Origin of the sequence: Chitinophaga flava (assembly GCF_003308995.1) — a bacterium.
GTDB lineage: Bacteria > Bacteroidota > Bacteroidia > Chitinophagales > Chitinophagaceae > Chitinophaga > Chitinophaga flava.
Genome location: NZ_QFFJ01000002.1, coordinates 947916 through 965680 on the forward strand (window position 1 = coordinate 947916; position 17765 = coordinate 965680).

At 47.9% G+C, this 17765-nt stretch carries 13 protein-coding genes; 10 read left to right on the forward strand and 3 right to left on the reverse strand.

Features of this window, described 5'->3' with window-relative positions; all coding sequences use genetic code 11:
* Positions 1-91: 91 nt before the first annotated feature.
* Complete coding sequence (locus tag DF182_RS20255; RefSeq protein ID WP_113617630.1) at positions 92-1936, forward strand: glycoside hydrolase family 2 protein; 1845 nt, start codon at positions 92-94, stop codon at positions 1934-1936.
* Between the two features lie 10 nt (positions 1937-1946).
* Positions 1947-3992 (forward strand): beta-L-arabinofuranosidase domain-containing protein, encoded by a 2046-nt coding sequence (locus DF182_RS20260; RefSeq protein ID WP_113617631.1) that lies wholly within the window; start codon positions 1947-1949, stop codon positions 3990-3992.
* 31 nt (positions 3993-4023) lie between these two features.
* On the opposite strand, the gene DF182_RS20265 is transcribed toward DF182_RS20260, so the two are convergent.
* Positions 4024-4548, reverse strand: a complete 525-nt coding sequence (locus DF182_RS20265; RefSeq protein ID WP_113617632.1) for a dihydrofolate reductase family protein — start codon at positions 4546-4548, stop codon at positions 4024-4026.
* Between the two features lie 154 nt (positions 4549-4702).
* Positions 4703-5521, reverse strand: a complete 819-nt coding sequence (locus DF182_RS20270) for a helix-turn-helix domain-containing protein (RefSeq protein WP_113617633.1) — start codon at positions 5519-5521, stop codon at positions 4703-4705.
* A 120-nt stretch (positions 5522-5641) separates the two neighbouring features.
* On the opposite strand from DF182_RS20270, the gene DF182_RS20275 reads away from it, so the two are divergent.
* The 5 genes from DF182_RS20275 (at position 5642) to DF182_RS20295 (ending at position 12251) form a co-directional block, all read left to right on the forward strand.
* The gene (locus tag DF182_RS20275) at positions 5642-6577 is read left to right on the forward strand and encodes a YihY/virulence factor BrkB family protein (RefSeq protein ID WP_113617634.1); all 936 of its coding nucleotides are present in this window, start codon (positions 5642-5644) and stop codon (positions 6575-6577) included.
* Positions 6578-6641: 64 nt separating this feature from the next.
* A complete protein-coding gene (locus tag DF182_RS20280) occupies positions 6642-8033 on the forward strand; it encodes an MFS transporter (RefSeq protein ID WP_113617635.1) in 1392 nt (463 codons plus the stop codon).
* Position 8034: 1 nt separating this feature from the next.
* A complete protein-coding gene (locus DF182_RS20285) occupies positions 8035-9210 on the forward strand; it encodes an AGE family epimerase/isomerase (RefSeq protein ID WP_113617636.1) in 1176 nt (391 codons plus the stop codon).
* A 150-nt stretch (positions 9211-9360) separates the two neighbouring features.
* The gene (locus DF182_RS20290; protein WP_211327169.1) at positions 9361-11454 is read left to right on the forward strand and encodes a TonB-dependent siderophore receptor; all 2094 of its coding nucleotides are present in this window, start codon (positions 9361-9363) and stop codon (positions 11452-11454) included.
* A gap of 2 nt (positions 11455-11456) precedes the next feature.
* Entirely contained in the window at positions 11457-12251 is a 795-nt protein-coding gene (locus DF182_RS20295; RefSeq protein ID WP_113617637.1) for a DUF4198 domain-containing protein, read from the forward strand.
* 69 nt (positions 12252-12320) lie between these two features.
* On the opposite strand, the gene DF182_RS20300 is transcribed toward DF182_RS20295, so the two are convergent.
* Entirely contained in the window at positions 12321-13688 is a 1368-nt protein-coding gene (locus DF182_RS20300) for a polysaccharide lyase 6 family protein (protein WP_113617638.1), read from the reverse strand.
* 281 nt (positions 13689-13969) lie between these two features.
* Between DF182_RS20300 and rpiA the strand changes: the two genes are divergently transcribed.
* The 3 genes from rpiA to ligD all read left to right on the forward strand — a co-directional run bounded on the left by rpiA (position 13970) and on the right by ligD (position 17734).
* Positions 13970-14680 (forward strand): ribose 5-phosphate isomerase A, encoded by a 711-nt coding sequence (gene rpiA, locus DF182_RS20305; protein WP_113617639.1) that lies wholly within the window; start codon positions 13970-13972, stop codon positions 14678-14680.
* Positions 14681-14815: 135 nt separating this feature from the next.
* On the forward strand, positions 14816-15763 hold the full coding sequence (locus tag DF182_RS20310; RefSeq protein ID WP_113617640.1) for an MBL fold metallo-hydrolase: 948 nt from the start codon (positions 14816-14818) through the stop codon (positions 15761-15763).
* Positions 15764-15775: 12 nt separating this feature from the next.
* Positions 15776-17734: a DNA ligase D gene (ligD, locus tag DF182_RS20315; RefSeq protein WP_245957503.1), complete on the forward strand. Its 1959-nt coding sequence runs from the start codon at positions 15776-15778 to the stop codon at positions 17732-17734.
* Positions 17735-17765 lie beyond the last annotated feature (31 nt).

Below are 17765 nucleotides of genomic sequence, written 5' to 3' on the forward strand. Positions count from 1 at the left end.
CGATTTAGTGCACTATCAGCCCTGCTATTTGCTTTCTTTGAATAAGAATTTTAAGTGTTGACGATACGCTTAAAATTAAAATATTCAACCCATGATGAAAAACAACCTGTTACTGGCTTTATCCCTTGGATTGGTGTCAACAGTCTATGCACAACAAAACGAATGGAAAATCGCCGGCGGAAAAATTACCTCGCCCTGGAGTGAAAAAGTATCTCCGGCGGAAGTATTGCCTGAATACCCAAGGCCACAGCTGGTCCGCGACAATTGGAAAAATCTGAACGGCCTGTGGCAGTATGCTGTCAGCGAAAAAAATGCGGCTGTTCCGCAAAGCTGGCAGGGAAAGATACTGGTGCCTTTTGCGATAGAGTCTGCACTCTCCGGCGTAGGCCGTACGGTGGGCAAAGACAGCCTGCTGTGGTATCATACCAGCATCACGCTGCCGGCTGCCATGAAAGGCAAAAAAGTGCTGCTGCATTTTGGCGCCGTAGATTGGCGTGCAACCGTGTACGTGAATGGTAAAGAAGCAGGCAGCCATGAAGGCGGCTTCGATCCGTTTTCTTTCGATATCACATCTTTCCTGAAAAAAGGTGCGCAGGAAATCACGGTCCGTGTATGGGACCCTACTGATGATGGTCCGCAGCCCAGAGGCAAACAGGTGAAGAAGCCCGAGAGTATCTGGTACACGCCAGTTACCGGTATCTGGCAAACGGTGTGGGTGGAAGCGGTAGCAGATACCTATATCGCCGCTACCAGACAAACACCTGATATTGATCAGGAAGAGCTGATGGTAACAGCAGACATCGCCGGCCGTCAGCCGGGCGATATCGTGAAAGTGACTGCCCTCGATGGCAATAAGGAAATCGCTTCCGGTAATCTCGAAGGACAGGCTTTGAAACTGAAAGTGCCTGCACCCAGGCTGTGGTCACCGGAATCGCCTTTCCTGTATGATCTCCGCTTTACCATCACCCGTAAAGGCAAAGTAATCGATGAAGTGAAAAGTTACTTCGCTATGCGTAAATCATCGATCGGAAAAGACAATAATGGCGTGCAACGTATGTTGCTCAATAACCGCTTTGTATTTCAGTTTGGTCCGCTGGACCAGGGCTGGTGGCCCGACGGCCTGTATACCGCGCCTACAGATGAAGCGCTGCAATACGATATCGCACAAACCAAAGCTATGGGCTTTAACATGATCCGCAAACATATCAAAGTAGAGCCGGCCCGCTGGTATTATTACTGTGATAAACTGGGCATGCTGGTATGGCAGGATATGCCTAGCGGCGATCTGGGCAACGGCTGGGAAACCCGCCCCGGTATCATCGGCAGGGCTACCGATAAAGACCGCTCTCCTGCTTCAGAAGCTTATTACCGCAAGGAATGGAGCGCGATCATCAATACCCTGTACAATCATCCTTCCATCATCGTATGGACTCCATTCAACGAAGCCTGGGGCCAGTTTAAAACCATGGATATCGCAGCATGGACGATGCAGAAAGATCCTTCACGCCTCGTGAATACCGCCAGCGGTGGCAACTTTTTCCCCATCGGACCTATCATCGATCTGCATAACTATCCGGAACCTGCTATGCCGGATCCGGCCATCTACGGGCATGACAGAGCTATTGTACTGGGAGAATACGGAGGCCTGGGTTTAGCGGTAGATGGGCATGTATGGCAACAGAAAGATAACTGGGGGTACCAGTCCTTTAAAAATGCAGATGAGCTGTTTAAACGTTACACCGTTTTTACAGACCGGCTGGAAACATTGATCAGACAAGGACTCTCTGCTGCTGTATACACACAAACAACCGATGTGGAAGTAGAAATAAACGGCCTGATGACCTACGATCGTAAAATACAAAAAGTACCGGTAGAGAAATTGAGAGCAGTGAACAATAGGTTATACAACCCGGCATTGGTGACTCTTAAACCATAATCCGTAAACCATGCGATACTTACGTTTACTGGCGTTAATATCCATTATAGTTGGTTTTACCCCGGCGAATGTTCATTCGCCGGTTCCTTCCGTTTTTACGCCGCCGGTGTATCATGAATTACCACTGGGAGCTGTAAAACCCACCGGATGGCTGCTACATCAGCTGCAACTGATGCGTGATGGCAGTACCGGGCACCTGGATGAAATACACGATAAAATAAAAAAAGACAACGGCTGGCTCGGCGGCCAGGGCGACGGCTGGGAAGAAACACCGTACTGGCTGGATGGTGCTGTACCACTGGCTTATCTCCTGCAGGACGAAACCCTTACCCGTAAAGTATTGAAGTATATCAACTGGACATTGGACCATCAGCGTCCTTCCGGATACTTCGGCCCCATTACCCACGCCGAACGGGAGAAAAATATATCCATTACCGTTAGTAATCCGCAGGATGGTGAAGACTGGTGGCCCAAAATGGTGATGCTCAAAGTGCTGCAGCAGTACTATACCGCCACCGGTGATGCCCGTGTGGTGCCCTTTATGACACGCTATTTTAAGTATCAGTTACAGGTACTGAAAAAATGCCCGGTAGGCCACTGGACAGAATGGGCTACCTCCCGGGGCGCAGATAATGTGCTCGTCGTGCAATGGCTCTATAACAACACCAAAGAGCCGTTCCTGCTGGAACTGGCCAGCCTCCTGCATCAGCAAAGTTATCCATGGACTACCTGGCTTGGCAACCGCAGCTGGGTGATAGATGCAGCCACCCAGCAAAATGATGACCACTGGATGCGCCGCCATGGCGTAAATGTAGGCATGGCGCTAAAAGATCCTGCCATCAACTACCAGCGTTCCGGCAGTAAAAAATACCTGGACTCCCTGTATACCGGCTTCCATGACCTGATGACGCTGCACGGCCTGCCCATGGGCATCTTCTCTGCTGATGAAGATCTTCACGGTAACGCACCTACGCAGGGGACCGAACTATGTGCGATCGTGGAATCTATGTTTTCGCTGGAAGAAATTATCAGTATCACAGGAGATATCCGTTATATGGATGCACTGGAGAGAATGACGTTTAACGCGCTTCCTGCACAAACTACAGACGACTACAACAACAAACAGTATTTCCAGATCGCCAACCAGGTACAGGTGAAAAAAGGAGTGTTTAATTTTTCGCTGCCTTTTGAGAGGGAGATGAACAACGTGTTTGGATTACGCAGCGGATATACCTGTTGTACCGCCAATATGCATCAGGGATGGACCAAGTTTACTTCACACCTCTGGTACGGTACGGCTGGCAACGGCCTGGCTGCGCTCACTTACAGCCCCTGTGAAGTAAAGGCAAAGGTGGGAAAACAACAGACGCCTGTCATCATCCGGGAACTAACAGATTATCCTTTCGATGATCAGATCAGTTTTATTATTCAAACAGCAGGTGTTGCTGAATTTCCTTTACAGCTGCGTATTCCAGCCTGGTGCAGTGAGGCCGTTATCACCCTCAATGGGCAACCACTGCAAAAAGAAAAAGGAGGACAGGTGATTACCCTGCACCGCAGCTGGAAAAACAACGACCATCTTACACTGCAGTTGCCTATGGAAGTGCGGATATCCAGCTGGGGCCGTAACTCCAGGGCTGTGGAAAGAGGCCCGCTCGTATATGCGTTGAAGTTAAAGGAACGTTGGGTACAAGCAGTGGATGAGCGTGAAGGCCCTTATTACAGCATATTCCCCGAAGGTCCGTGGAATTATGGTCTGCTTGAAAAAGCGGTGAAAGCACCAGTACAATATTTTACCGTCAACAAAGAAAAGCCTGTCACGGCTGGTTTTGTATGGAACCTGGAACATGCGCCGTTGAGCATTACCACTACCGCCAAACAGCTACCAGCCTGGCAAATGGTGGATGATGTGGCTCCGCAGCCGGTCACCAGCAGGGAAGGCGTCTACAAAGGAAAAACCACCGATCAGGAAACAACCATTACCCTGGTTCCTTACGGCTGTACCAAGGTGAGGGTTGTTGCATTTCCGACTGTGATGGATGTGATAAAACCATGATGGGGATGATAGAAATATAATAGATATACAATTATCGTTCGTAGCGGGTTTCCACCACGCCGGTATCATACAGTTTGATATCCTTTACCTTAAATGTTTTTTGCACAGTACCTGCAAACAATGGTCTTCCGCTACCCAGTACTACCGGGATCGTATGAATGATCATTTCATCAATCAGGTCATGTTGCAGGAAAGCAGTGTTCAGTTCACCACCACCTACCAGCCAGATGTTTTTACCATCCTGCGCTTTCAGTCGCTGAATCAGTCCCGGAATATTGTCTCCATTTGTGAAAGTGACGTAAGGAGCCTCCGGTTTCGGACTGCGGCTGAATACATAATTGGTGGTATCAGGATAAGGAAAAGTATCTGCAAGGCGTAACACGTCCTGATAGGTTTTATAGCCCATCAGCGTGGTGTCTACGGTAGCAAAGAATCTGGCATAACCATAATCATTGTTTTCAGGATTGGGGTATCCATTGAGCCAGTCTATCCCGCCATCTTCAGCAGCAATATATCCATCGAGGCTTACGGCAATGTATACAATCAGTTTCCGCATATATATTTCTTTTTTACAAAGGTGAAAGAATGCAGAGAAGAAAAATTGTACAAAATTTTCCGATTGGTATTCAGAAGAATTTCCTATGCAACTTAAGCAATTAAAGGCATACTTATGGTAGTGCTGGCCAGTTGGCGGGGGCGAGGTCTTTTCATTAATGATGAAGAATAGTATTTGGAAAAGTAGTGGACACTTTTCCTGCCTGTACGGCTTTTTTGTATTGTAGTGGTGTAATGCCCGCGAAGGATTTGAATACGCGTATAAAATGCGCCTGATCATAAAACCCATGTTCATACGCCACTTCAGTCAGTGACAGATCGGGCTGTTGGGCAATTTGTGCCAGCGATGCGTTGATAAGATGCAGCTGTGCATATCTTTTGGGAGTGCTGCCCACAGTATGATGAAACTGTTGTATATATTTTTTGGCAGATACCTGCTGCGCATATTGTAATGACCGGATATGTCCTTTTTCCAGTGAGGTGTGCAGGCGGGTGTCGGTAATAATGGAAGGCACTTGTTGCGGCCGTGCATGGGCCAGCAGAAACCGTTCCAGCGTCTGCAGCTTTTGTATGGGAGAAGGTTGTTGTTCCAGCTGGTGTATAAGATCAGCGGTTTTGTTATCCCACAGCTGATCTGTTTGTATCAGGCCATCCCTGAACTGTGCGGCAGAAAAGCCAAACAGCCGGTATAGTCCGAAAGGCTTGAAGATAATACCGATCGCCTTGTACTGCCCGCTTACCCTTGTTATAACAGGCCCCGAAAAAATACCGGATATACTTCCTGCTGTGTCGTAGCCAAACATTTTCTGATGCTGATTAGTCACCGTAAAAGCATCACCGAAGTTGAAAACCAGTTCCTGATGCAGGAATGGAATATTATAGGAAGTCTGTTGCAGCTGGTCTGTTTCGTGATACCAGTAGTAATCGATTGCTTCCCTTAACTCCGCAGTTGGTATTTGGACAGTCGCATTCATATGGTTACTGGTGCATCAGATTTGATATTAGCTGCTAACCTGTTGCCTGTTATGCTGATATTTTATGCTTTATATTTGCAATGTTGGCGAAATTAAGCATTAAGCGGCGAATATTCAAACATGAGTCATTCTACAACAAAACAAAAGTTGCCACACTGGCAGCTCTTCCTGCTATCCTTTAAAGACGCCTATAAGTCTTTACAGGCTAACGATCCCCTACGCCTGGCGGGAGCCACCGCCTTTTTTACCACTTTCGCCCTTCCGGCTATCCTCGTTATTCTGATACAGTTGTTGCGCCTGATCTTCCGGATGAACCATCCGGGAAGGAGACTATCCATGCAGCTGGAATCGATGTTTGGTATTGAAACAGCCGAAGCGATTGTACAAACGCTGCGGGCCTTCCGGAGCATCGCACAAAACTGGGTGATCGGCATCGCCGGATTTCTGTTTCTGCTGTTTGTGGCCACCACGCTGTTTAAAATTATCAAAGGATCTATCAATGAGTTGTGGAGGATAAGACCGGTGCATAGTGCTGATTTCAGACAGATCATGTTATCACGGTTACGGGGTGTGCTGGTGATTGTTTTTGCGGGAATATTATTTTTGATAGATGTAGTGGCAGAAGCAGCCCAGGCTTTTCTGGGAAAATACATCAGCGCTTATCTGCCGGCCCTGGATGCATATTATAACAGCACGCTCAACTACGTGATGTCGGTAGCGCTGGTGACCATCTGGTTTTATCTGGTGTTTTACTTTATCCCGGATGGACGGCCACGGCTCAAACCAGGACTGGTGGGCGCACTGGTGACTGGTATCCTTTTTACCATCGGAAAAATTGTACTGAAAGTAATGCTCACCTACAGTAGTATCAATACGCTCTATGGTGCTTCCGCCTCTACGGTACTGTTGCTGCTCTTTATGTTTTATTCTTCCATCATTTTTTATTTCGGGGCTGCTTTTACCAATGAATGGTCTTCTCATATCGGACAACCTATCCGTACCATGCATCATGCGGTGAGGTATGAGTTGAAGACAACAGAAGAAGAAGCCAGATAAAAAAATAATCTGTACATTGTGTGGATAGTATTGCTGGCTGCCAACTGCCGGGCTAATTCCACGTATGCATAATTACATAACACTCAGGGAAAAAATCGGTTACGGTTTTGGAGACATGGCATCTTCTATGTTCTGGAAGCTCTTCGGCATGTACCTCCTCTTTTTTTACACAGATGTGATGGGTATTACAGCCGCAGCTGCTGGTACCATGTTGCTGGTTACACGTATATGGGACACTTTTTTTGATCCGGTAGTGGGTACTATGGCTGACAGAACGCAGTCCCGATGGGGGAAATTCCGGCCTTATATACTCTATATGGCAGCCCCTTTTGGTATCATCGGTGTACTCACTTTTACAACACCTGGTTATGGTACTTCCGGTAAACTGATATACGCCTATATTACCTACTCGGCCATGATGATGGTCTATTCTCTCATCAACGTACCTTATGCATCCTTACTGGGAGTGATGTCTGCGAATGCTAAGGAGAGAAATACGCTGGCTTCTTTCCGCATGTCGTTTGCATTTGGTGGAAGCCTGCTGGCGGTGACGCTTATAGAGCCGTTGGTATCCGCTTTCAGCGGAGGAAGTCTGCAGCCGGCTAATTTGCAAAGAGGCTGGCAGATGGGTGTTGCGGTGATTGCCCTGATTTGTGTACTGCTGTTTTTACTTTGTTTTGTTGGAGTGAAGGAGAGAGTGCAGCCTATACAGCAACAAAGTACCTCTCTGAAAGATGATCTGAAGGACCTCTGGGGAAACAGGCCCTGGTGGATACTTTTGGGAGCAGGCGTAGCGGCGCTTCTTTTTAATTCCATCCGTGATGGAGCTACCTTATACTACTTTAAATATTACATACAACAGGATACCGCTTTTCTGCTGGCAGGTACCAAAGTCTCCTATTCCATGTTATACCTGCTGGTTGGTCAGAGTGCCAATATGCTGGGAGTAATGCTTGCCTCTCCGGTGGGTAATCGCATCGGCAAAAAAAGCACCTACCTGTATGCTATGGTCCTGGCTTCGTTGTTCAGTATGCTGTTTTACTGGCTGGATAAGGAACAGCTGGTACTGATATATCTGTTTCAGTTTATCATCAGTATATGTGCCGGTATTATCTTTCCATTGTTGTGGTCTATGTATGCAGACATTGCAGATTATTCTGAATGGAAAAACAATCGTCGTGCTACAGGTCTTATTTTCTCTTCTTCTTCCATGGCACAGAAATTCGGCTGGACCATCGGTGGCGCGCTCACCGGCTGGCTGCTGGCTTGTTTCGGTTTCCAGGCCAACAGCATACAGGAACATTCTACCCGCCAGGGTATTGTACTGATGCTGAGTTTCCTGCCAGCAGCAGGTTCGCTGCTCTCCATTCTTTTTATTGCTTTGTATCCATTATCCGAAAACCGTATAGCTGCTATTACCCTCGAACTAGCGGCCCGCAAAAAACAAATTAACTGATATGCAACAGGAATTAAAACAAGCGCTTCATAGTGAGTTATTCCATATTCTTCACTATTGGATGAAGCATACAAAAGATGAACAGCATGGTGGTTTTTATGGCAGGTTGAACAATGCCAGCATACCGGATGTATTGGCTCCTAAAGGAGCCGTGCTCAATGCCCGTATCCTCTGGACTTTCTCTGCAGCGTATAACCTTACCCGTGATCTTTCTTGCCTGACCATGGCCCGCCGTGCACAGGACTATTTCAGAAACCATTTCCTGGATACGGCCCATGGCGGTGTTTACTGGACCGTGGATTATAAAGGGCAACCGCTGGAAACAAAAAAGCAGGTGTATGCCATCGCTTTTGCCATCTATGCTTATAGTGAATATTATAAGGTCACAAAAGAAGAACAGGCGAGAAATATTGCCGTAAAGTTGTACAACAGTTTACAACAACATAGTTATGATCCGCAGTACGGCGGCTACTTTGAAGCATTTACCCGCGAATGGAAACCACTGGCAGACCAGCGCCTCAGCGAAAAGGACGCAAATGAAAAAAAGACGATGAATACCCATCTGCATGTGCTGGAAGCATATACCAACCTGTATACCATCTGGCCGGAAAGCACGCTGAAAAAGAATATCCATGATCTGCTCCGTTTGTTCTGCGATAAGATCATCGATAAAAGAAGTGGTCATCTGCATCTCTTTTTCTCAGAACAATGGCAGGTGAAAGGTAACCTCGTTTCTTATGGTCATGATATAGAAGCCAGCTGGCTGCTGCTGGAAGCGGCTACTATTATACAGGACGAGGAGCTGATAACCACCTGCAAGGCGATGGCGCTGAAAATGGCGCTGGCCACACAGGAGGGGCTGGACCGCGATGGTGGTTTATGGCATGAATATGAGCCAACAGAACGGAATACGTTGCCTGAAAAACATTGGTGGCCACAGGCAGAAGCGATAGTAGGATTCCTGAATGCCTGGCAGTTGCAACCCGCTGGTAACTATCTGCAACGTGCCAGTGACTCCTGGCGATTCATAGAAAACAAACTCCGTGATCGTTCCCATGGTGAATGGTTCTGGGGTGTTCATGAAGATGATTCCATCATGCAGGAAGATAAAGCTGGTTTGTGGAAATGCCCCTATCACAGTGCCAGGGCCTGTATGGAGGCTGTCAAACGTCTGTAAAATGCCTGTTGTAATGGGCCTGCGCTGTTAACATTAAAATTAATTTCCTAGGTTTGTGCTTTCAATTGTGCTGTAGCAGGCCCTTATTTTATCATGTGTTTTAAGAGAAGATCAATTACAATAATGATCGCTATACTGCCGTGCGCAGTAATGGCGCAACATGCAACTCATTCCGATACGCTGCGCCACCGGCGCGAATTACAGGAAATCGTAGTGGCAGGAAAACAAAATGCCTACAAACAGGATATCTCTGCTTTATCTACCCGTATGCCAATGGCTCCGCTGGAAGTGCCGCAATCGGTACAGGTGGCCGGACAAGCGGTGATCAGAGACAGACAGGCATATACACTCAATGATCTGACACCGGTGCTCACTGGCGTAAAGGCCAACAATAGCATGGGCGCTTTCAGTATGCGCGGTTTTACCGGATATAATCCGTTTGACGGAAATTTTATTACGTATAATGGTGTCCGTGGTAACCTGTATTTGTGGAACCAGGCTCCCCTGTTATACAATGTAGATCGGGTGGAGGTGCTGCGTGGACCAGCTTCTGTGTTATTCAGTGAAGGTTCTCCGGGTGGACTGATTAATATCATCACTAAAAAACCACAGGCCGAAAAACAAGTGAGTGCAGATATTGCCTGGGGAAGCTGGAACTATGTAAGGACTGCGATAGATGCCACCGGTCCGCTATCGAAAAATAAAAAACTGTTGTATCGTGCTATCGGCGGATACGACCGTCGCAATAGCTTCCGTGATAACCAGTTTGCGGAAAATATTTTTCTAGCCCCATCGCTGACTTATCTTTTCTCATCAGCCACCAATCTTCATCTGGAACTGAACCACAGCCGTACCAATGCCGTCCAGACATACGACAGGGGCACTTTTGTGAAGAAGCGGGATGATGGTAGCTATGATTTCAACTTTTATCCAAATAACCTGACGGTGCAAAGCCCGGATGATTACGGCCATAATATCAATACGGCCGCCACGCTTACCTTTGATCACCGTTTTAGTGACCGTCTGTCATTGGCCGTGGTGCAACGTTACGTCCGCAGCCAGCTGGAATTTGCAGACCATTTTGTAAAAGGAGATATTACCAACGACGCTATTGATCGTACCTACCAAACCTGGGATTATGATCAGTTCAGTTATCAGACTACCGCTTATGTCAACTATCGTCTGAAAACGGGTGCACTACAGCATCATATCCTGGGAGGGATCGATTTTAACCACTATGGGTGGTCTAAAAATCTTTACCGCGATGCAGTAGGTACTCGTATCAATATTTTCCATCCTGACGATCGTAATGATGTGCCTGCACCAGATCCGGCTAATGATTATTACGATGACAATAAACAAACCAATCGCCTGCTGGGAGCTTATGTCCAGGACCAGATCAGTTTGCTGAAACAGTTAAAAGTACTGCTGTCTGTTAGGTATGACGACTATCATCTGTTACAAACGCCCTTATCCGCGAAAGACGATCTGCAGGGTGATACCTCCAATGCCAGTGCATGGGTTCCTCGTATAGGCGTAGTGTTTATGCCCACCACCAATATGTCTGTATATGCAAGTTATACTACATCCTTTAATCCGCAGTTATCCAACGCGGGTAGCCGTGGAGGCCCTTTCCCACCCAAAACAGCCAGGCAGTATGAGGTTGGCTTCAAAGGAGATTTGTTAGATAACCGCCTGTCTGCCATGGTAGCACTGTATCAGATAGATTACCGCAATGTGCTGGCACCCGCACCTACCCAGGAAAGCCCGAGGCAGCAGACTGTAGTGCCGGGAACCCGGAGCCGCGGCGCTGAATTCACCCTGCAGGGAAATCTGAAAAATCTGAATATCATCGCAGGATATGCTTACAATGATCATGTACTCGTCAGCAACAGTACCATCGGCAAGGATGGTGACCGGTATATGAACGCTCCCCGTCATAATGGCAATATATGGGCAAAATACACCTTTGCCCGTACTTGTGTGAAAGGGCTGGGGCTGGCCGCTGGTGGCCGGTATGTCAGTGATCAGGTAGGGAATATGAAGACGCAGGACTTTATCATTCCGGAAGCTGCGGTGCTGGATGCTGCGCTGAGTTACGATATCAGCCGCTACAGCTTTCGTTTTAATCTCAATAATCTGACTAATGCCCGTTATTTTAATGGCGGACTTTCACGGACAACGGTTGCCTCCCTGGGTGAACCGATTAATTTCAGGATAGGCGTTAACGTTATAATACTGTAGATATGAAAAAAATTGTTTTAGCCGTTGTTATACTTGGGAGCAGCATTATTGCCTTTAGTCATGAGTTCTGGCTGCAACCGGCGAAGTTTATGCTGAAAGTGAATGAGCCGGCAAGGGTGAATATTATGGTGGGAGAGAACTATAAGGGCGAACGCTCTGATGGTCGTCGTTATCAGGTATTGCAATTCAAACATTTTGCAGCAGGAAAGGAAGAGGTAGTACAACAGCCATTGACAGGGAAGAAAAAATCATCGTTGACGATGGCGTTTTCCACGGCCGGGAATCATATGCTGGCATTCAGCAATACCGGGAAATACATTGGTTTGGATGCGAAGAAATTTAATGAATACCTGGTGGAAGAAGGATTGAACAATGTAAAGGAATGGCGGGAGCAACATGAACTTACAGAGAAACCTGGCCGTGAGTTTTTTCAGCGTTGTGCCAAGACGCTGTTTCAGGTGGGAGAAGGGCAGGATGATACCTATGCACGCAATACTGGTATGCGGATAGAACTGATCCCGGCTGTCAATCCTTATGCGATCAGGAATGGAGACGCAGTTACCTTTAAAGTGCTGTTTGATAATCAACCGGTGAAAAATGCATTGGTACTGGCCTGGCAGGTAAAGAACGGAAAAACTACCGTCAGCAAAATCAGAAGTAATGAGGCTGGGGAGGTATCTTTCCCGCTGGAAAGAGCCGGCCGCTGGATGATCAGCAGTGTACACATGGTAGCTGATCCTACCGGCGAGAAAGCAGACTGGCAGAGTTTCTGGGGAAGTTATACTTTTGGATACTGATATTGTAATTTATAAAAGAAAAGGCCGGAATGATTCATCATTCCGGCCTTTTCTTTTATGCGTTTATACTCATGGTGCATTATGCCCAACCATAGCAGGACTGAGGATGACAGTCTTTACAGGAGCAGTAGACACCTGGTCTGCGCCCGCATCCAGCGGAGTGCTGCGGGGTTGTCCATCCATGTCTGTTTGCACACCCGGATAAGATGTAGTGATCATACCGACAGCAGGGCTTCCGGCCTGAATATGGTAGGTGCCGCTGCTATTGCGGGAGAGCATTGGATTGTTGGTTACATAGCCGCTGGAAGGAATGGCGCCGGCGCTGGCGTTATTCAGCATATTGTTTTTCCAGACAGGGTTGGGGTAGGGCCCTGCAATCTGAGCGGCGGTACCGCCTCCCTGAACGATGTTGGCGGCAACAGTGGTGGCGGTGGCGCCTAGTCCGTTGGTGCGTCCGGGTTGGGTGATATTGCTAACGTTGTTGACGAGGGTGTTGAATACGATCATGGTGCGGTCGGGCCGGTCGTGGCAGGTGAGTGGCGCGCCGTCGGCTACTTCTCCGTCACCGTTGCCGATAGTGATGGCCGGATCGCAGTTTTCAAAATAGTTGCTGTGGATAACATGATCGTCGCCGAAGATACGAATGCCGGGCGTGTTCACGAAGTAGTTGCCATATACCTGGCAACGATTGCCATGCCGCAGGGTAAACTGCGCGGGACAGTCACGGATGGTATTATAGCGTAGTACTACTGCAGATGATTTTACAGAGATCATTTCATTTTCTCCGTTGCATTGTTCAAAAAGATTGTATTCCACAATACTGTTGCTGGAAGAGAGGCTGAAGCCGCTCAGTCCGAACTGCAGTGTTTCAATGCCGTTGCCTGCCTGATGTTGCTGATCGAGGAAATAGTTGTGGTGTATCCACAGTCTTTCCGCTATCTGGCTGCCGGAGCCGCGGATGGCGAGGAAGCGGCCCATTGCATTTTTATGTTGAAAGGTGTTGTAGTCAATCTGATGGTCGCTGCCGGCGATGGTAAGGTTTTCACCGTCGCCCGGTGTTTCGAAGATATTGCGGGTAAACCGGCAGAAGCTGGTGCCACTGGCTGTTTTGGCTTTGCTGGCTTTGTGGGTGAACTTAAATCCGCGGATGACGATGTATTGAGCGGGGCTAACGATGTTGAAGCCGCCGTTGCCGCTGATTTCCGCACTGCCAGTGGATTGAGTGGTGATGGTGATAGGTTTGGCAGCAGTACCTTTTTGTTTGATGGTAATGTCGGTGGTGGCGTTGTATACGCCGTTGGCCAGGATGATGACAGCACCGGGTTGGGCGTTGTCGATCGCTGATTGCAGAGCAGACAAGGAGTTAACAGTTGTCTGGCCTGCTGATAACAATGCTGGCAACAGGTAGAGCAAAAACAGTGGTAGTAGCTTTTTCATGTGGATGTTTTAAAAGATGGATGTTTGATCGCTCCGGAAACTGCCTGTTAGTGCATGGATGAGTGCACCATATCTTCAGTGGTCCGGAAGATAGGGAATATTTATGCAAACGATTGCATATGCAAGAAAGAAAAAAATCGGGAATAAAAAAAGTACTTTTTTTCAACTGCTATAGGCTGTCAGTCCCAAACAGACGGGTGTTTATTCACTGTCATGATTTTTAATACTTATCCTGTGGTAATGAAGGAATTTGGTTTTACTTTTATCGTATAACTGTTTGTATGGAAACGATTGATTTTAAACTGGAGGCGGCGAAGGAAGCGCTGAAATATATCCGTGAAGGGGATACTGTAGGATTGGGTGCCGGAAGCACCATTGCTCACCTGGTACGTTTGATAGGGGAGATGCCTGCCTTGAAGCAGGGTGTTACGGTAGTGACATCTTCTTTTAACACCCGGCAGTTATTGCTGGAACAGGGTTTCTGGGTTACCGATACCGCATTGCTCTCAACCCTGGACATCTACTTCGATGGCTGTGATCAGTTTGACAGAGAATTGAACGCACTCAAGAGCGGAGGAGGCATTCATACCCAGGAGAAACTGCTAGCTGCCATGGCACAACGTTTTATACTGATCGGCGATGGCTCCAAGTATGTGGACCGTTTGCTGGTAACGGTTCCGGTAGTGATAGAACTGATACCGGCTTCCCTGTTGCTGGTACAACGCGAACTGCAACGGCTGTATCCTGATGCACGCCCGCAACTCCGGATCAGCAATAAAAAAGATGGCGCCGTCATCACTGAAAACGGTAACCTCCTGATAGATATCTGGTTTGCCGCATTTCCCCCGGTTGCAGAAATAAATCCACAGTTGAAGGCCATTCCGGGAGTACTGGAAACCTCCCTCTTTTATCAGATGGCCCAGGAAGCGATTATAGCCGGCAAAAACGGCGTAACAACTGTACGGCCAGCCAGAGAGCGCGCTGCCGGCTGAGCAGCGTTTTTACGTAGCCGTATGGCTGAACAAACATCAGGACCTGGTATGCACATGACTGCACTGTTTTTCAAGACAGGCTCATGCCTCAGGCGGGAACGGGAATTGTGGTAAGGATTTCCAAAAGTGTACACTATGGAAAAGGAGCACACATTGCAAAGCCTGAAAGGTAAGGGATGGTTTCAGGTAGCACCGGGTGTATGGGGCATCAGGGATGTTTTTGTGAACATGTATCTGATACAGAATGTCCGTACCCGGTCCTGGGTATTGGTAGATGCCGGGCTGCGCACGTCGGCCCGCAAAATTAAAAGGCTGGCGAAGGAGTTGTTTGCCCCGCATTTTGCCCCGGCAGCGATCGTATTAACACATGGTCATTTCGACCATGTAGGAGCTTTGCCTAAATTGCTGAGAGAGTGGGAAGTGCCTGTGTATGCACATTATCTGGAAGCACCCTATCTCACCGGAAGGTCTGCTTACCCGCCACCAGACCCCTACGCCGGCGGAGGACTCATCAGCATCATGTCATGGACTTTTCCCCAGGACCCCATCGACCTCAATGGTCATCTGTTATTGCTACCAGAAGATAAATCAGTCCCCGGTCTGGAAGGTTGGCGTTATATAGAAACGCCCGGCCATACGCCCGGTCATATCAGCTTGTACCGGGAATCAGACGGGCTGCTGCTGGCAGGCGATGCCTTCGCCACTACCAAAGCCGAAGCACTCACCTGTACCCTGGCTCAGGCTAGGCATATATCCGGACCTCCCCGCTATTTTACCACCGATTGGGTGGCTGCAGAAACCAGCGTGAAAAAACTCGCCGCACTGCAACCGTCTACCGTAGCCACCGGACATGGCCGCCCACTCCATGGCAAAACCATGCAACACCGCCTGCAATGGCTGGCAGATCATTTTAAATTAATAGCCAAACCCCATTTTGGAAGATATTCCAAAGAATCAGCTGTAGCAGGTATCAACGGTGTGGAATACGTACCATCCCCTCCTGCTTCCCGCTGGGTAATCCTGGCAGGCGTCATTGCACTGGTGGCTACTAGTGCGTTGATATACAACAGAAGAAAGTCCTAAAAACAACTATACATGCGCGCCCCGCATACTGCTGCCACTCAGGCCATGCCCCTGCCTAAAAACACCACCCCCATGCTGGCCACCCTGGCCACTACCGCCACCGACAAACCCGGATGGCTATACGAAATTAAATGGGACGGCTATCGGGCACTCGCCTTCCTCAATAAAGGAGAGGTAGAACTGCGGTCGCGCAACAATGCATCTTTCAACAAAAAATATTTTCCGGTATATCAGGCATTACAACAGTGGAAGGTAAACGCAGTAGTAGACGGTGAAATCGTTGTCATCAACGAAGAAGGAATGCCCATCTTCAGCGCCCTGCAAAACTGGCGCAACGAAGCAGACGGTATCCTCGTGTATTATCTCTTCGACATGTTGTGGCTCAATGGTAAAAACATCACCATGCTCCCATTGCTGCAACGAAAAAAACTGCTGGAACAGCTGATGCCCGTCGATGACAGCATCCTCCGCTTCAGCGAAGGATTCATTACTGAAGGCACCGATTTTTTTAAACAAGCACAGAAACTAAATCTGGAAGGTATCATCGCCAAAAAAACAGATAGCAGTTACTATCCCGGTACCCGCTCCGGAGAATGGCTCAAAATAAAAACCAGCTCCCGCCAGGAAGTAGTGATCGGTGGCTATACAAAAAATGAAGGTTCCTCCAAACCTTTCAGCTCCTTACTGGTAGGGGTATACGAAAAAGGTAAACTACAATATACCGGCAAAATAGGAACAGGTTTTTCTATTACACAGCAACGGGAACTGCTGCAACGTTTTAAACCACTGGAAATAAAAAAAACACCTTTTGCTGCAGAGCCGGATGTCAACAAAGCTTCTCTTTTCCGTCCTCATCCACCTAAAGCTACAGCGGTATGGTTAAAACCACAGCTGATCTGCGAAGTGAGCTTTCGTGAAATGACGCCCGATGGGGTGATGCGGCATCCTTCCTTTGAAGGAATGCGTAACGATAAATCTCCTGCACAGGTAGTAGCCGAAAAACCTGTAAAGGTATCCAATGTTAAAAAGACCGATATCCTGCTCAATCCCGGAGAAGAAACACAGGTCCGTACTATCAAAGGACACGCACTTAAATTTACCAACCTCAGCAAATTATACTGGCCCGAAGACCATATCACTAAAAGGGATATGATCAACTATTACTATGCGATAGCACCCTATATGGTACCTTATCTGAAAGACAGGCCACAATCGCTCAACCGTTTTCCCAACGGCATCCATGGTGCCAGCTTCTATCAGAAAGATGTTTCCGGCAAAGCACCTTCCTGGGCTTCTACCTTTCCTTATCGCAGTGATGATGATAACCGGGAAAAAGAATACCTGGTGGGAGATGATGAGGCCACGCTACTGTATATGGCTTCGCTGGGCTGTATTGAAATCAACCCCTGGAGCAGCCGTCGTCAGCAGCCGGACCATCCCGACTGGTGTATTATTGATCTCGATCCTGACCAGACAACCTTCGACCAGGTGATTGAAGCAGCCCGTGTTACCCACGATATCCTGCATGCAGCTGGTATTCCCGGTTATTGCAAAACATCGGGTTCTGCCGGTCTGCATATCTATATTCCGCTCGGCGCCCTTTATACTTATGAACAGTCCCGGGAATTCGCCCGCGTGATTGCTACCATGGTACATGCCCGTATACCGGATATTACCAGTATTGAAAGAGCTACCTCCAGGCGTAAACGAAAAATGTATATCGACTTTTTGCAAAACAGGCCCAAAGCTACTGTGGCGGCTCCTTATTCCCTTCGGCCCAAACCCGGTGCTACTGTGTCAATGCCACTGCATTGGGAAGAAGTGAAAAAGGGAATGAAGATGAAAGATTTTAACATACACAATGCGGTTGAACGGCTACTGAAGGAAGGAGATATCTTCAAACCCGTACTGGGAAAAGGAATTAACATGAGAGTCGCCGTCACAAAGCTGGAGAAACAATTGCGTGGTTAGCAATATACAAAAACTGAAACGTCCCGTTTAA

Bases quoted from the DNA above. Each gene is read 5' to 3' on its own strand.
- DF182_RS20255 (WP_113617630.1), top strand. From the start codon at position 92: ATGATGAAAAACAACCTGTTACTGGCTTTATCCCTTGGATTGGTGTCA.
- DF182_RS20260 (WP_113617631.1), top strand. From the start codon at position 1,947: ATGCGATACTTACGTTTACTGGCGTTAATATCCATTATAGTTGGTTTT.
- DF182_RS20275 (WP_113617634.1), top strand. From the start codon at position 5,642: ATGAGTCATTCTACAACAAAACAAAAGTTGCCACACTGGCAGCTCTTC.
- DF182_RS20310 (WP_113617640.1), top strand. From the start codon at position 14,816: ATGGAAAAGGAGCACACATTGCAAAGCCTGAAAGGTAAGGGATGGTTT.
- DF182_RS20300 (WP_113617638.1), bottom strand. From the start codon at position 13,688: ATGAAAAAGCTACTACCACTGTTTTTGCTCTACCTGTTGCCAGCATTG.
- DF182_RS20270 (WP_113617633.1), bottom strand. From the start codon at position 5,521: ATGAATGCGACTGTCCAAATACCAACTGCGGAGTTAAGGGAAGCAATC.
- rpiA (WP_113617639.1), top strand. From the start codon at position 13,970: ATGGAAACGATTGATTTTAAACTGGAGGCGGCGAAGGAAGCGCTGAAA.
- DF182_RS20280 (WP_113617635.1), top strand. From the start codon at position 6,642: ATGCATAATTACATAACACTCAGGGAAAAAATCGGTTACGGTTTTGGA.
- DF182_RS20295 (WP_113617637.1), top strand. From the start codon at position 11,457: ATGAAAAAAATTGTTTTAGCCGTTGTTATACTTGGGAGCAGCATTATT.
- DF182_RS20290 (WP_211327169.1), top strand. From the start codon at position 9,361: ATGGCGCAACATGCAACTCATTCCGATACGCTGCGCCACCGGCGCGAA.
- DF182_RS20285 (WP_113617636.1), top strand. From the start codon at position 8,035: ATGCAACAGGAATTAAAACAAGCGCTTCATAGTGAGTTATTCCATATT.
- ligD (WP_245957503.1), top strand. From the start codon at position 15,776: ATGCGCGCCCCGCATACTGCTGCCACTCAGGCCATGCCCCTGCCTAAA.
- DF182_RS20265 (WP_113617632.1), bottom strand. From the start codon at position 4,548: ATGCGGAAACTGATTGTATACATTGCCGTAAGCCTCGATGGATATATT.